The organism is Methylocaldum gracile (assembly GCF_053646815.1).
In genome coordinates, this window is sequence record NZ_CM132196.1 from 4,074,124 (window position 1) to 4,089,414 (window position 15,291).

15 protein-coding genes are annotated in these 15,291 nt (G+C 54.9%); 9 read left to right on the plus strand and 6 right to left on the minus strand.

Annotated features, from left to right (window positions below; translation table 11 throughout):
- Positions 1-54: 54 nt before the first annotated feature.
- Together ACWJJK_RS18105 and ACWJJK_RS18110 are read right to left on the minus strand one after the other, a co-directional pair.
- A complete protein-coding gene (locus ACWJJK_RS18105) occupies positions 55-396 on the minus strand; it encodes a hypothetical protein (protein WP_454128340.1) in 342 nt (113 codons plus the stop codon).
- Positions 397-642: 246 nt separating this feature from the next.
- Positions 643-954: a hypothetical protein gene (locus ACWJJK_RS18110; RefSeq protein ID WP_434114309.1), complete on the minus strand. Its 312-nt coding sequence runs from the start codon at positions 952-954 to the stop codon at positions 643-645.
- Between ACWJJK_RS18110 and ACWJJK_RS18115 the strand changes: the two genes are divergently transcribed.
- Complete coding sequence (locus ACWJJK_RS18115) at positions 871-1,530, plus strand: 4'-phosphopantetheinyl transferase superfamily protein (protein WP_434114282.1); 660 nt, start codon at positions 871-873, stop codon at positions 1,528-1,530. The genes ACWJJK_RS18110 and ACWJJK_RS18115 overlap by 84 nt on opposite strands.
- A gap of 117 nt (positions 1,531-1,647) precedes the next feature.
- Positions 1,648-2,094: a methyltransferase family protein gene (locus ACWJJK_RS18120; protein ID WP_077730377.1), complete on the plus strand. Its 447-nt coding sequence runs from the start codon at positions 1,648-1,650 to the stop codon at positions 2,092-2,094.
- Between the two features lie 148 nt (positions 2,095-2,242).
- On the opposite strand, the gene hpnH is transcribed toward ACWJJK_RS18120, so the two are convergent.
- A complete protein-coding gene (gene hpnH, locus ACWJJK_RS18125; RefSeq protein WP_077730376.1) occupies positions 2,243-3,349 on the minus strand; it encodes an adenosyl-hopene transferase HpnH in 1,107 nt (368 codons plus the stop codon).
- A gap of 427 nt (positions 3,350-3,776) precedes the next feature.
- Here hpnH and ACWJJK_RS18130 point away from each other — a divergent pair, with 427 nt between their 5' ends.
- From ACWJJK_RS18130 to ACWJJK_RS18160, 7 genes are read left to right on the plus strand one after another with little or no spacing between them, the layout of a single operon-like run.
- Positions 3,777-4,826, plus strand: coding sequence for a phytoene/squalene synthase family protein (locus ACWJJK_RS18130; RefSeq protein WP_454129053.1), 1,050 nt, complete (start codon positions 3,777-3,779; stop codon positions 4,824-4,826).
- Positions 4,827-4,858: 32 nt separating this feature from the next.
- Positions 4,859-6,826, plus strand: coding sequence for a squalene--hopene cyclase (gene shc / locus ACWJJK_RS18135; RefSeq protein WP_133716707.1), 1,968 nt, complete (start codon positions 4,859-4,861; stop codon positions 6,824-6,826).
- A 14-nt stretch (positions 6,827-6,840) separates the two neighbouring features.
- On the plus strand, positions 6,841-7,548 hold the full coding sequence (locus ACWJJK_RS18140; protein WP_454128341.1) for a phosphorylase family protein: 708 nt from the start codon (positions 6,841-6,843) through the stop codon (positions 7,546-7,548).
- A 20-nt stretch (positions 7,549-7,568) separates the two neighbouring features.
- Positions 7,569-10,196 (plus strand): MMPL family transporter, encoded by a 2,628-nt coding sequence (locus ACWJJK_RS18145; RefSeq protein WP_077730373.1) that lies wholly within the window; start codon positions 7,569-7,571, stop codon positions 10,194-10,196.
- 52 nt (positions 10,197-10,248) lie between these two features.
- Positions 10,249-11,637: an aspartate aminotransferase family protein gene (locus ACWJJK_RS18150; protein ID WP_077730372.1), complete on the plus strand. Its 1,389-nt coding sequence runs from the start codon at positions 10,249-10,251 to the stop codon at positions 11,635-11,637.
- A gap of 33 nt (positions 11,638-11,670) precedes the next feature.
- Positions 11,671-12,060 carry a copper resistance CopC family protein gene (locus ACWJJK_RS18155; protein ID WP_240502511.1) on the plus strand — a complete coding sequence of 130 codons (390 nt, stop codon included), beginning with the start codon at positions 11,671-11,673 and terminating at the stop codon, positions 12,058-12,060.
- Positions 12,061-12,065: 5 nt separating this feature from the next.
- Complete coding sequence (locus ACWJJK_RS18160) at positions 12,066-13,721, plus strand: copper resistance D family protein (RefSeq protein WP_454128342.1); 1,656 nt, start codon at positions 12,066-12,068, stop codon at positions 13,719-13,721.
- A gap of 166 nt (positions 13,722-13,887) precedes the next feature.
- Here the strand turns inward: ACWJJK_RS18160 and ACWJJK_RS18165 are convergent, their stop codons facing one another.
- The 3 genes from ACWJJK_RS18165 to ACWJJK_RS18175 form a co-directional block, all read right to left on the minus strand.
- On the minus strand, positions 13,888-14,505 hold the full coding sequence (locus tag ACWJJK_RS18165; protein ID WP_077730369.1) for an HpnM family protein: 618 nt from the start codon (positions 14,503-14,505) through the stop codon (positions 13,888-13,890).
- A gap of 180 nt (positions 14,506-14,685) precedes the next feature.
- Positions 14,686-15,078, minus strand: a complete 393-nt coding sequence (locus ACWJJK_RS18170) for a DUF2802 domain-containing protein (protein ID WP_086134992.1) — start codon at positions 15,076-15,078, stop codon at positions 14,686-14,688.
- A complete protein-coding gene (locus ACWJJK_RS18175) occupies positions 15,078-15,239 on the minus strand; it encodes a hypothetical protein (RefSeq protein ID WP_156879648.1) in 162 nt (53 codons plus the stop codon). The genes ACWJJK_RS18170 and ACWJJK_RS18175 overlap by 1 nt, the downstream gene beginning before the upstream one ends.
- Between the last annotated feature and the right edge of the window lie 52 nt (positions 15,240-15,291).

Below are 15,291 nucleotides of genomic sequence, written 5' to 3' on the forward strand. Positions count from 1 at the left end.
TAGCGCTGTCCCGAGAATACATCGCGCCCGCCGAAAAACGGGCGCGGCAATAAATCATCCTTCCGCATATCGTTCATCTTCGATCTCAACGCCGCCGCGCCCGAAATCGACCCGAACCGCAAAAGTTCCGACATACTCGTTAACCTGAGCTTCGCAGATCAAAAACGGCATGGGGAATTGCCCAGAGTGAATTCCACCGATTGATGTGTTCACCATGCGGGTTTCTATCCGCAGCATGCGAACTTTCGGGATCTCGGTTGACCTAGATGACATGTACCATTTCGTCCGCATCAACTCTTCCGTGGCCTCCGCAAGTGCAATCTCAACTAATCCGCAAGCTACCTCCGCGCCAGCTTCGGGAACTCGAACCGTTGTCGTTTTTCTGTCTCGTGCCATCGTCGTATCCTCTTGTTGTGCATCAACCGTACATTACGATTTCAGTATAATGAACCAACAAGAGAAGTCAACCGTAAAATACGATTTTATCTAATCTATTAGATTTTAGACTGAACAGAGAGATCAACCACTAATTACGGATACCTATTTTTTCTTAATCTATGCTTTACGTTAAGATTTCGGAATTCCAATCGTACGGCTGACATCTAAAAAACGAGCCGACGAGTTCGCAATGAGGAGCGAATTTTAAGTTTTGCCGGCCGTGAAAGCCATCCCGAATCCCGGACCGTTCGAAGAAAGCGAACTCCAATACGCGAAAATCAAGTTCGAAACGGTTATAGATGGACTCCAGCCGCTGGTTACTCCGTAACGCGGCTTTACCCGACCAACTTGCACATAATGAATTCCCGAATCGATGCCATCGCGCATCCTAAAGGCAAAGAAATCCACGTTTGGCACCTGAATCTCGGCGTTATGCCCGTTAATCGTGATGCGTTTTGGAAGGCGCTCGCTCCAGCCGAACGTGATCGCTGTTCGCAGTTCCGCTCCGATATTCATAAGCAGCGCTTCATTGCCACGCAAGGGGCATTGCGATGCTTGCTGTCTTGCTATTTAGGCATTGCACCGCATACCGTCCAGTTCGAACGCAACCAACACGGCAAACCCCGTCTCGCAGGGACAGAACCCGACCGAGGGCTGGTATTCAATCTTTCCCACTCGGGAGACCAGGCCCTCGTTGCCGTGGGCGTGGACATGCCACTTGGGGTGGATCTTGAAATCAGGCGTCCGCTTACCCACATAGAAGGTCTGGTTGAGCGCTGTTTTGCTCCTTCCGAACGCAACCGCTGGTGTTCGCTGCCCCCCTCTCACCGGTTGGCCGCATTTTTCAATGTTTGGACGTGTAAGGAAGCGTTTATCAAAGCGGTAGGCCGGGGCTTGGGACTCGGACTTACCCGATGCGTCCTCGCTTCCGGCGAAGTTCCACGCTGGGAAACGATTCCGGAATCGTGCGGTAATCCCGATGAGTGGTCCCTTCGAAGTTTAGATCTCGGCGAAAATATCAGCGCCGCGCTCTGCGCGCGGGCAACGGACATCCATTGGCGATTAAACGAGCTCGACCCATTCCCGCGCTGAGGCGCGCGGCCCCGGCTCTTCGATGACAGAAAACCTTGAATCACGGATAGGCTTTTCAGTAAGTCGAGGCCTAACGTATCATCCGCCTACCCGTCAATCTTGTGAGGCATTTCGATTATGCAGCAGATCCTTCGTTTTCCGCCTCCCGTCATCGCCTTGGCTCTTGTCGGTCTAGGTTTCGGCTTAGTCCCGATAACCTCCGGATTCCCGTCCTTCAGCATACCCAGCCTGGGAATCATACTTATCGCCGTAGGCATCGTCACTAGCGCTTCGGCGCTGTTTCAATTCCGCCTTATCCGAACCACATTCATCCCCACCGACGATCCTACGGCGCTCGCCAAAGATGGCCCTTATTGCTGGACCCGTAACCCCATGTATCTAGGGATACTAACGGCCTTAACCGGACTCGCCTTTTTTGTCGGCTCGCTATCGATGTTTATCGCTCCGATAGGCTTCTATTTCGTGATCGACCGGCACTTTATTCCTTACGAAGAAACCAAGTTAGCCGGCCTCTTCGCGGAGAACTATCTGGAATACCAACGCCGAGTACCGCGCTGGCTGTAAGCAAAGGGAAGGCGGCGTTCTGCGCCCGCGGCAAAAACTGCCTCGCAGGAATGAGTCAGGATAGATAAACAAATCTAAAGAAGAAGAAATAGAAAAAGGCCGGCGGCACTTTGGCTCAAACCTGTGCCGCCGGCCTATGTAAGAGAAATCAGTCGATGGCTTGGATGCGGATGGCCGGCCGCGCTTTGGCGCCAACCGTTTCCACATCGTACTCCGGCACCGGCTCGGGCGCCATCGGTCCATCGCTACGCGGCCCGAATAGAGCAACCCACGCCGCTTTCAAGGGATTTCTGACGGCATCTTCCACGGCGCTCGCCTCGTATCCGCAATGGGCCATGCAATTGGCGCATTTCGGATTCTTGGAGTTGCCGTATTTATGCCAGGGCGTCTCTTCCATCAATGCCTTGAAAGATGGAGCGTAACCCTCGTCGACCAACAAATAACAAGGCTTCTGCCAGCCGAATACATTGCGGGTGGGGTTACCCCAAGGAGTACAGTTGTAGGCTTGGTTGCCCGCCAAAAAATCCAGATACAGGCTCGAATGGTTCAGCTTCCACTTGCGGCCGCGGCCTAGTTTGAAGACCTTGCGGAACAATTCCTTACTGTCGCGCATCTTGATGAAGATATCCTGCAACGGCGCATGCTCGTAGCTGAAGCCCGGCGCGATGGTCGTGCCTTCGACTCCGAGTTTCTTGCAGTAGTCGAGGAATCCGGCAATTTCTTCGGCGTTCTCGCCTTGAAACAAAGTACAGTTGATGGTGACGCGGAACCCGCGCGCAATGGCCATTTCCACGGCTTCGGTAGCCCGATCGAACACGCCGTTCTGGCAGACTGAAGCATCGTGGCGTTCGCGATTGCCGTCCAAGTGTATCGAGAAAGTAAGGTAGGGGGAGGGTTTGTAATCGTCGATTCGTTTCTTGAGAAGCAGCGCGTTCGTACAGAGATAGACGTATTTCTTACGCTGAATGATGCCTTCGATGATCTGCGGCAACTCCTTATGCAACAGAGGCTCGCCGCCGGCGATGGAAACGATGGGCGCGCCGCATTCGTCAACAGCCGCCAAACACTCATCGATGCTCAGCCGACGATTCAGGATATCATCGGGATAATCGATCTTACCGCAACCGGCGCACGCCAAATTGCAGCGGAACAGAGGTTCGAGCATCAACACTAACGGATAACGTTTGTTTCCATTTAATTTTTGTTGTAGAAGATACTTAGCTACGCTGAGTTGTTGCCTTATTGGAACGCTCATTCACCTTCCCCCGATTTAACAAGTTCGATTCACTTAAAATTAGCCTGTATTCGTGTTTCCACCACAACGAGCACAGCGCCGCAGACTATAAACCATAACTAAATTCCTGACCAATGCACTTTGGAATTCATCAGACCACCTGTCATGTTGATAAGCAGGTTAATTCGGGTTGGTCCAGGCATTAATTCTAATGCAACATCCTAGCTTGTAGTTGTATTTTCCTCAACTAAATTTCGTTAAAATACAACACATCTTGACGATCGGGGCAATCCGGCTAGAATTTGCTGCTTTCCCAGCGAACCGTTGCTGCCTTATCTCAAGACGAACTGGCCGGAACATCGCATCTAGAAACTGGTTGGAATTTCAGAACTTGAACGGAGCAACACTCGTCCGCACGAGCGGAAGCTTTTCCTCGGATCCAAGCGTGATGAGCGACGACGACGCGTTGCAGTCTCACCTACTGGAAGGTGTCTCCCGCACCTTTGCGCTTACTATCCCGCAATTGCCGCCGGTCTTAGCCAAGCCGGTCTCGAATGCTTACTTGTTATGTCGCATTGTCGACACCATCGAAGATGAGACGGCACTTTCATCCACGGAAAAGCGCAAGTTCTGTCAGCAATTCGTGCGCGTGGTCCAAGGCAACGAGGCCGCCGAACTGCTTCGAGACGAACTCGGCCCTCGCCTTTCGACAGTCACCAGTCCGGCCGAGCACGAACTTATCCACTTGATTCCCCGGGTCATCGCCATTACTCACAGCTTCGATCCGCCGCAACGGGAAGCATTGGCCTCCTGCGTCGAAATCATGGCGAATGGCATGGCAGAATTCCAGGACCGAGACCTGCGATACGGTCTCGCAAACATGGAGGAAATGAGTAACTACTGTTATTACGTGGCCGGCGTGGTCGGGGAAATGCTGACCAAGCTTTTCTGTCACTACTCCCCCGAGATCGCCGCCCATAGCGACGAGATGATGAAGCTCGCGGTGTCGTTCGGGCAAGGTCTGCAAATGACCAACATCCTCAAGGACCTTTGGGATGACCATGCCCGCGGCGTTTGTTGGCTGCCACGCGATATTTTTGGCCAGTGCGGATTCGATTTACGCAAGCTTAAACCGGGCCATAACGACCCCAAGTTCTGCGAGGGATTCAAGCATCTGATTGGAATTGCACACGGACATCTGAAGAATGCGCTTGCCTATACCTTGTATATACCTTCGCGCGAGACCGGTCTTCGCGAGTTCTGTCTGTGGGCGCTGGGGATGGCAGTGCTGACCCTGCGCAAAATCAACAAAAACCTTTATTTCAGCGACTCATCGCAAGTCAAGATTACACGCCGGGCAGTGAAAGCGACCGTTCTGACAAGTCGTCTGCTGCGTTCGAGCGATATCCTGCTCAATACCGCATTTTTCCTTGCAGGATCCGGCTTGCAACGTAGCAGCCGTCAGCTCCCGGCCCTCGGTCACCATACCGACACGTGAGAAGCCAACCACAAACAGGGGATTCCTTGCTCATGTTGAAAGAAGCGACTGCACTTTCCGCTCTCGATACGGCTTTCCTCCAGCCTTATAACGAATCACCCTTGGATAACGCTATCCGTCGCGCCAAAAAGGAGTTGCTCGGATTGCAGCACCAGTCCGGCTACTGGGTGTTCGAGCTCGAAGCGGACTGCACGATTCCATCCGAGTACATCTTGATGATGCACTACATGGACGAAATCGACGCAGCATTACAGGCCAAGATCGCCAACTATCTGCGCGCCAATCAGCAGGCAGACGGCAGCTATCCGCTGTTCTTCGGAGGTCCTGGCGATATCAGCTGTACTGTCAAAGCCTATTACGCACTGAAACTGGCCGGCGACGACATCGACGCTCCGCATATGAAGAAAGCCAGAGAATGGATTCTGGCCCAAGGCGGCGCGGCACGCTCCAACGTCTTCACCCGCATCATGCTGGCTATGTTCGAGCAAGTGCCGTGGCGCGCCGTGCCGTTCATTCCGGTAGAAATCATGCTGCTGCCGCGCTGGTTTCCGTTCCACTTGGACAAGGTCTCCTATTGGTCGCGCACAGTGATGGTTCCCTTGTTCATCCTGTGCAGCTACAAGGTTAAAGCGCGCAACCCAAGAAAGATCGGCATTCGCGAACTCTTTACTGTCGATCCGGAAAAGGAAAAAGGATATTTCAGCCACGTAAAGACGCCGCTCGGCAAGAGCATTCTGGCGCTGGAACGCATCGGCCGCCTGATGGAGCCGCTCATCCCAAAAGCGATGCGGCGAAAAGCCACCGAGAAAGCACGCGATTGGTTCATGGCACGATTGAACGGGGTAGACGGTTTGGGCGCCATCTTCCCCGCCATGGTCAACGCTTATGAAGCCATGGACTACTTGGGTTTTCCACCGGAAAACGAGCATCGCCGCATAGCCAAGGAGGCCATCGAACGCCTGCTTGTCGTCGGCGAAAACAGCGCTTATTGCCAGCCGTGCGTATCGCCGATTTGGGACACCGGGCTATCCAGCCTGGCACTGCAGGAAGTCAACAGGTTCGAGAAGGATCCCGAGATCGACGACGCACTAACTCGCGGGCTACGCTGGCTGGCGAGCAAGCAGTTGACCGACGAGCCGGGTGACTGGCGTATCAACCGGCCGAATTTGGAAGGCGGCGGATGGGCTTTCCAGTTCGAAAACACTTATTACCCCGACGTGGATGACAGCGCCGTAGTCGCCCAAGCCTTGGCTCAGGCCGAAAACCACGAGTTCGACGAGAACATTCGCCGCGCCACCAACTGGATTGCCGGCATGCAATCCGACAACGGCGGATTTGGTGCGTTCGATGCGAACAACACGCATTATTACCTGAATCACATTCCGTTCGCGGATCACGGCGCCCTGCTCGATCCGCCCACCGCCGACGTCAGCGGACGCTGCGCGATGTTCTTGGGCAAGATGCTGGAACAACGCCCGGATCTTAAACCGGCGCTGGATCGTACGATCGAATATCTGAGAAAAGAACAGGAAGCCGATGGCTCGTGGTTCGGTCGCTGGGGCACCAATTACATCTACGGCACCTGGTCGGTACTCGTAGGCTTCGAGGCGGCAGGCATCCCCAAGACCGACCCGAGCATACAGAAAGCCATCGCTTGGCTGAAGAGCGTACAACGCCCGGACGGCGGCTGGGGCGAGGACAACTTGACCTATCACGACGCCAGCCCGGAACGGCGGGGCCGTTTTCACACCAGCACGGCCTTTCAGACCGGATTGGCCTTGCTCGCGCTGATGGCGGCAGGCGATACCGATTCGCCCGAAGTCGAGGCCGGCATAGATTACCTCGTCAGAACGCAAAACGCCGATGGTTTCTGGAAGGACGAATGCTTCACCGCGCCGGGCTTCCCGCGGGTCTTTTATCTCAAATACCACGGCTACGACAAATTTTTCCCGCTGTGGGCGTTGGCGCGTTATCGTAACGAGCGCTACGGCACGGCGTGAAGTCCCTTGGGTTTGTGATTGCGCTGCCGGCCGAGGCTCGTACCCTCGTCCGGCAGCGCGTCTGCTTTGACGACCTGCTGGAACTGCCGGACGGTCATCGGTTGGTCGTCTCCGGCTCCGGTCCGAATCATGCGCGCAGTGCCGCATTCCGACTTCTCGAACACAAGGTCGATGCCTTAATCAGCTGGGGCTGTGCGGCGGCCCTCGACGGTTCCATGAATGCAGGCGATCTGGTATTGCCCGATCGAATCTTAAGCCCGGACGGCATCGAGCATGCGGTCTGCCCCGAATGGCACGACCGGGTTCGGCAAGCCTTAGCCCCGATGCTGCCGGTCACGACGGGCCTTCTGCTGGGAAGCCCCAAGGTCGTCGCGAACGCGGCGGAAAAACGAGAACTTCATGCCAGCAAAGGCGCAGTTGCACTCGATATGGAAAGCGCCTCCGTAGCCTCGGTCGCAAACACCCGGGGCGTACCTTTTCTAGCAGTTAGAGCCATCGCCGATCCGGCATGCATGAACCTTCCCAACTCCGTGGCCGTCGCCGTAGATGAACGCGGCGACGTCAACATTCCGAAGCTCCTGAGATATGCCTTGGCTCATCCTGCCGAATTCGTTGCCTTGGCCCGACTGGGGAAGGCTTTTTACGCAGCCGCAAATACACTTCGCCGAACGGCGCATCTTTTGAGAACCGACATCTCTCTTACGCCGTCCGCCGACCGTTAATTCTCGCAACTAAAACGTCGATGAGCAGAACCGCCGAGAACCTTTTTATTCGTGTCGTCCACTGGTGGGAAGAAAACTTCCTCAACCGGCCGTGGTTAGTCACATTGCTGTTCCTGATCGCCTCCGGCTTTACGCTCCAGTACACCATGGAGAACCTGAAGTTCGACACGAACACGGCGGACATGATTTCGACGGAGCTGCCATTCCAGAAAAACCGCATCAAGCTGGAAAAAGCATTCCCTCAGGATGTCAGTACCATCATTCTCCTGGTCGAGGGAAAAACGCCGGAGGAAACCGCCGACGCCGTCAAACTGATCGGCGAGAAACTCAGACAAAATAGGACCGAAATCAAGTCGGTCCATATTCCGGACGAGGGAGAATTTTTCGCTAGGAACGGCTTGTTATATTTGGATTTGGAAGAATTGGAGGATTTGTCCGCCCAACTCGCAAATGCCCAACCTTTTATCGGCCGGATTTCCGAAAACAACAGTCTCGGCGGTCTCCTCGATATCTTGGGCGAGGCCTTGAAGGCTTCGGAAGAAGGCTTCGAAATCGAACTGAATCCTTTGCTAGAGAAAATTCGCGAGGCGGTCGTTGCAACGAGCGAAGGCAAGCCCTACCGGCTGTCGTGGCAGCAATTGATGCTCACCCGAGATGAGGGGCTCGGGGTCACCAAGCGGTTTATTAATATCACGCCGGTCCTCAATTTCGAGGAATTGCTGCCCGCCGAAAAAGCAATCGGGGCTATCGATAAAGTTTTGGCAGAAGTACTGCAGGGCGATCTTGCCGATGTCAGCGTCCGCAAAACCGGCGAGGTGGTGCTGGAGCACGAGGAAATGCAGACCGTCGGAACCGGGGTTTCGATCGCCAGCGTCGCATCCCTTATTCTCGTGTCCGCCACCTTGTGGGTCGCTTACCGATCCTTCAAGCTGATGTTCGCCACTTTCGTCGCGTTGACCATGGGGCTGATTTTTTCGCTCGGTTTCGCTACCGTCGCCATCGGCCAGCTCAATCTGATCTCCATCGGCTTCGCAGTCTTGTTCATCGGCATGGGCGATGCGTATTCCTCCCATTTCTGTCTGCGTTACCGGGAATTGGTCCTGCGCGGCGTCTCCCAACGGGAAGCGTTGCGGGAAACCTTGACATCCACCGGCTCCTCGCTCGTTCTCTGCTCCATCACCGCGGCAACCGGCCTCTATGCCTTCATCCCCACCAACTACTCCGGAGTCGCGGAACTCGGTATTATCGCCGGCACCAGCATGTTCATCGCTCTGGCGACGACCTTCACCATACTGCCGGCGCTGTTGAAGATCATGCCCTTGAGGCCGCCACGTCGGCGCAAGGAAAAGAAAGGCGCATCGTTCCTGTCCTCGAACTGGCCGATCCGCTATGCCCCATCGATTCGCACGGCCACGGTTGTTCTTGGCTTGATCTCCGTGGGTCTCCTCTGTGACGTCACCGTGGACTTCAATCCGATCAACCTGCGCGATCCCAATACGGAATCGGTCAAGACCTTTAAATATCTGCTGCAATTCGAAGACACCTCCCCCATGACATTGGCTTCCCTGGCACGGAGCGAAGCCGAGGTCAAAGCCAAGAAAGCCGCATTCGAGTCCTTGCCAACAGTCGACAAGGTTGTCAGCATTTTCGACTTCATTCCGGAGAATCAGGACGATAAGCTCGCGATTATCAGCGATTTGTCGCTCATCATGGGTCCTCAACTCGAGAGCTTCCCCCCGTCCACGCGAGAGAAAGTCGATCCCCAGGTCATCGAGAATTTTCATCAGGTGTTGCGGGACCGTGCTGCGGCAGGTGAAAACGGCGTAATCAAAGCCTTGGACGAAGCTCTGACGCAGTTGCACGCCCGCCTGGAAACCGCCGACGAAAGCACGCGTCAAGCGATGCTCGGCCGGCTTCAGGACAGCATTTTAGGCCCGCTTCCGGCTACCATCGCCAATCTTCGCGAAAGCCTTCAGGCCCATCCGATTTCCATGGGGACCTTACCTCCCGACCTGAAAAATCGCTGGGTCAGCGCCGACGGACTGTACCGTCTACAAATCTTCCCGAATAAAGACTTGAACGATCTCGAGAACTTGCGCGAATTCATCCTTGAGGCGCAAAAAGTCGACAAGAATGTAACCGACGTGCCGGTCGCTTATCTCGAATCCATGAACGAGGCCATCAACGCCTTTCAGCAAGCGTTCGGCATTGCCTTCGTCGCCACCACGATCCTGTTGCTGCTGATCGTACGAAATCTGAAGGACACGCTGTTGGTCCTGCTGCCGCTGCTGCTGGCGTCCCTATTTACCGCCGCCTCGACGGTGCTGTTCGATATCCCGTTCAACTTCGCCAATATCATCGCCCTGCCCTTGCTTTTCGGTCTGGGAGTCGACAACGGCATTCACATGGCACACCGTCTACACTATCTGCATTCGAACGATGAAAACCTGCTCAGTACCAGCGAAGCACAAGGAATATTCTACGGCTCGCTGACGACCGTATTCAGCTTCGGCAGCCTAGCCTTTACCGCTCATCAAGGCACCGCCAGCATGGGAATGATCCTGACCATCGGCCTCATGCTCACCCTGATCTGCGCGTTGGTCGTGCTGCCCGCCTTCAGTACGCTGAGAGTCTCCCACCGGCGTTGATCCGTGTAAAATTCGAGCGTCTTTTTAGCCCTAGATAATTCCCGAGGTCTTGATGTCCACCTACATTGCGGATTTGCTGGCCACCCATCGCGGCAAGAACTTCGAACTCCACGAAAATTACTTGAATACCCAAATGGTGCGGGTGCTCAAGGCCATCGGCTATGACCGCATCTACACCAGAGCCCGTGGCCCGTATCTTTATGACGATCAGAATAACGAATATTTGGATCTCTTGAGCGGCTTCGGCGTGTTTGCCCTAGGCCGCAATCATCCCGAGATCATTCAGGCGCTTCAGGACGTACTGCAAAGCGAATTGCCAGACATGGTACAGATGGACGTATCCGTGCTGAGCGGTCTCCTCGCGGAGCAAATTCTGAAGCGCTGCCCGGACAATCTCAGCAAGATGTTCTTTTGCAATTCCGGTGCGGAAGCCGTCGAAGCGGCGATCAAATTCAGCCGCTATACGACCAGGCGGGAAAAAATCGTCTACTGTGATCACGGGTTCCACGGCCTCACCATGGGCGCGCTTTCACTGAACGGCGAAAAGATTTTCCGCGAAGGTTTCGGTCCTTTGTTGCCGGAATGCGTCACGGTTCCGTTCAATGACATCAAGGCTTTGGACGAGGCCTTGCGCAACAAAGATGTCGCGGCCTTTATCGTCGAGCCGATCCAGGGAAAAGGCGTCAACCTGCCGAGCGACGACTACCTGCCGGAAGCGGCTCGCTTGTGCGCCAAATACGGAACGCTTTTTGTCGCCGACGAGATCCAAACCGGCATCGGCCGCACCGGCAAGTTTTGGGCTATCGAGCACTGGGGCGTGAAACCCGACATGATTCTGATGGCGAAGGCACTGTCCGGTGGTTTCATCCCGGTGGGCGCCGTGGCGATGACCAAGAGCATCATGGATGCCGTCTTCAGCCGTATGGATCGCGCCGTAGTTCATGGTTCAACCTTCTCCAAGAACAATATGGCCATGGCGGCGGGGCTCGCTGCACTCAAGGTCATCGATGATGAAAAGCTGCTGGAGAATGCCGAACATCTCGGGGAAAAACTTCTGGCCGGAATGCAGAACCTGGTCGACAAGTACGAGTTATTCCAGGAAGTCCGCGGAAAGGGACTGATGATCGCTCTGGAGTTCGGCTCTCCCAAGAGCTTCTCCTTAAAGGCCGCATGGAACCTCCTGGAAACCGCCAATAAAGGGCTGTTTAGCCAAATGATCACGATTCCGCTGTTCAAGAACCATCGTATCTTGAGCCAAGTCGCCGGGCATGGCATGAACGTGGTGAAGTTTCTCCCTCCGTTGGTGATTAACGAAAACGATACGCAGTGGGTCCTCACTGCTCTCGACGATGTCATCGCCGATTGCCACAAGGTTCCCGGAGCCATCTGGGACCTTGGGAAAAACCTTACCAGCCATGCACTTAAGTCCAAAGCGGGCTGATTTCCATCATCCACGACCAACACCGGCACCACCATGCACCAACCACTCTCTTCTCGCAGCCGTAAATTTGCCGTTTTGCTGTTTTCCATGTCTTTGCTGCTGGCCTATGGCCAACGGCCTTGGGCGCACGCCGTCGTCACCGAATCCTCTCTGACCCAAAACCCGATTCAGCCGAATCACGCGACGACGGTAGTACTCTTTTTCAATTCCAATGTGGAATTGCCTTTGTCCCGAGTTTTTCTGGTCAGCAAAGGCGATGTCTTCCATCCGGTACAAATCGAAAAAGGCAAGAAACCGGGCGAGATGCGCATCCAGGTGCCCGCACTGACGCCAGGCGAATATGCCTTGAAATACAAGGTATTCGCTGCGGATGGACACTTCACGGAAAATGTCATTCGTTTCCACGTCTCTGAACCGCGGTAACCCCTATGTACATGCAAGGTTTGGCCAATTTCATCGATGATTTCCTCGGCGGGCTGATTTTGATCAGCTACGCGTTAGTAGTGGGGAGCCTGCTCTGGAGTGCGTTTATCCTCAGAGTATGGTCGCCCGGATTCGCCGCGCATGAATCCGTGGTCCGCCGAGCCGTTAGCTTGCTGCGCGCCGGCGCCATCGCCCTAGCTATCACCCAAGGGCTCAAATTGATCATCAAAGCCGTGGTTCTGGCATCGGTCTTGGGCGATTTTCCGGCCGACGCTTATATGGGCACCGTTCAGTTCCAGGCCGGTTTGATACGTTTCCTGCTTGCCTTGGGTCTGATCTACATCGCCGGCCAGTTGCGCCAAATACCGGATAAGCGGTTTTTGTGGAATCTCGCTGCGATTTCGATGATTCCCATGGTGATTGCCGGCGCCTGGCTGGTGCATGGCGTGGGCCGCTTCGAATATCGGGAGCAGCTCATGACCATGACCGTTCTCCACCAGTTTGCGGCGGCCGTGTGGTTCGGCGGCGTTGCGCAACTTTTGTCGCTCTGGCACATGAGCCGGGAATCTCAAGAGGCAAAAGCACTATGGCCCATCGCGATCACCCGTTTCGCGCTGCTCGGCGTCAGTTCCGTCGTCGTTCTTCTGTTGACCGGGCTTCCCCTGGCCTGGACTTACGTCGGCAGCTGGGATGGCCTTTTCGGCACCGGTTACGGCAGCCTGGTCGTCACCAAAGTCGTTCTTCTCATGGTCGCGCTCGGCTTCGCCTATCTGAATCACCGGGCCGGTCGGCAGTGGTTGAGACACCGCCAAACCGAAGGACTGAATAACAAGGTTCCGCATTACATCGAGGCCGAGACCTTCATACTGGTAGGGATACTTTTCATCGCCGCCACCCTGTCCTCGCAACCGCCTTCGGAAGACATCAAGGAACTGTCCGCGACCGTCTCCGAAGTCGCCGAGATGTTCACCCCGCGCATGCCGCGCCTGACCTCGCCCACGCACGAGCAACTCCTGGCCGGTGAGCCGGGGCGTGTGGCGGTGGTCGACAAAGTTCCCTCACCCGCGGCCACGGAATGGTCGGATTACAATCACAACGTGTCCGGAGTCTTCCTGACCTTGATGGGATTGGTCGCCATGCTTTCCTACTACAGGCGGTTCGAATGGGCGAGGTATTGGCCGCTGGGCTTCGTAGGATTGAGCATTTTTCTCTTCTTCCGTAGCGACGCCGAGACTTGGCCCTTAGGCCCGATCGGCTTTTGGGAAAGCACCTTCGGCAACGGCGAGGTGTTCCAGCATCGTATCGCCACCCTTCTGGCTTTCGCATTGGGGGTTATGGAGATGCGCGCGCGCGCCAATCGGAACGCCGACCGATTACGCTATACGTTCCCGGTCTTGTGCGCGTTCGGCGGCATTTTGCTGCTCACCCATGCCCATGCGGAGTTCGAGCTGAAAAGCGAATACCTCATCCAGTCCACGCACACCGCAATGGGGCTCCTGGCCGTGATCATGGCGAGCGGGCGCTGGCTGGAACTGCGCTTGGCGGAACCCAACGTGAGTTACGGCGGGTATGTGGACGGAAAGATTGCGGGATTTATATCCATCGTGGCGATGTTCCTGATCGGCGCGATATTGCTGGTCTACCGAGAACCGTTGTTCTGAAGCCGAAACAGGAAAAGCACTCTATTCTAGTTGCGTGGCTGAAACGCCTTAGGGACAAACGAAAATGCCCGCCACTCACGTGACGGGCATTTTTTGTTACGAACTGTAATCCAAGATAAGAAAGAACCGCCTCGAACGCATTTGCACGGCCTGCGGCGGCGCCTCATTATCCGGACGTCGCATTATTACTCGAGTAATCGGCGATCTTTTGGGACAGTTTGTTCAGAAGACTGTCGAATCCCTCGCGGTCGATGACACTGGTATATTGGGCCTTCTTGAGCGCCAAATCGCTGATACCGTCCACGATGATATTGATGATGTGCCACTGCCCGCCGAACTGGTTCACGATGTATTCGAACTTGATGGGCTTTTCATCCGGCGAAGTAAGAAAGTAGCGTAGCAGCACGCGATCGCTCTTCATGTCTTGGGCGGAATCGTATTTGAATTCTTCCCCCGAGTAGCCGTTAAACTGAGCGGCATAAGTGGCAATACTTAGATCGGTCAACTTCTCAATAAAAGCCTTTTTCTGTTCTTTATCCAGTTTCTTCCAGTGATTTCCAAGCGCGATCTGGGAAACAGCCTCGAACTCGAACACTTGCTTGACCACCGGCTCTAGCTTTTTGTAACGTCCTTGATATCCCAATTGTTTCGCATCCTTCATAACGTCAATTAACGTGTTGTTGAGCAAGTCTACGGTTTTCTTGGCTTCCGTAGGGGCCTCCGCTGCAACGGACAACGGAGCCAAAGCAATTAGAAACAATCCCAGGAAAAATTGAAGAAACATTGTCTTTCCCATAAGTCCGAAATCGAAATCGTCGCGACTATATCATAAAACGCCAATCAGAACGCTACGCTTAGTTGCGATCGCGCTACGTTTTTGCGTCTGAGCAACACATAATCTTCGAATCGAGCTCCTGGTATTCGATTCAGAAGCGTGAGAATCGTTCTCGACAGCCGGCTCGACTTATTGACCCTGTCGCTGCGCATAAAGATGCGCCAGCAAGTTTGCCTCGGATAGGGAAAGGCCCAACTGGGACACCAGCTCCTGGGGAGCGACGCCGTCCTTAAGTCTTTCGATTGCAGCTCGATAGGATTGGTAGCCGGTATCCTGCGACGAGAGCGACGCCAGTCTCTCGTCGCACTCTCGAAGCCGGCGTTCTTGATCCAGCATACGCCGATCCACTTGCACGGCGGCTGCCGACAGCCCGATCAAGTCGTTTTGCTGCTGTACGAGCCGTGCGCCCAGCGTTGCATAATCGCGCCTGAGGGCCAGGCAAGCACGGGTCAGCATGAGCATTCCCGCCACCAACGCGACGATCAGCCCGACCAGAATAAAATAGGGGAGATGCCAATCCATCAGGCGTATTCATCGATATGGGGCAGCGAATCATCACTCGCCGGTCCCGGTTTTTTCTTTTCTTGTGAATCGGGCTTTTGCTGTTTGCGATTCTCGTCGCCTTTGACCTTGTTCGCCGCCGGCAAAGGTCCGACGTGTTCGACGGGATGAATCTCGACCATAACCCTATCTCGCCATTCTTCGAAAAAGCTCTCCCTCCCAGGGTGGGCGGGA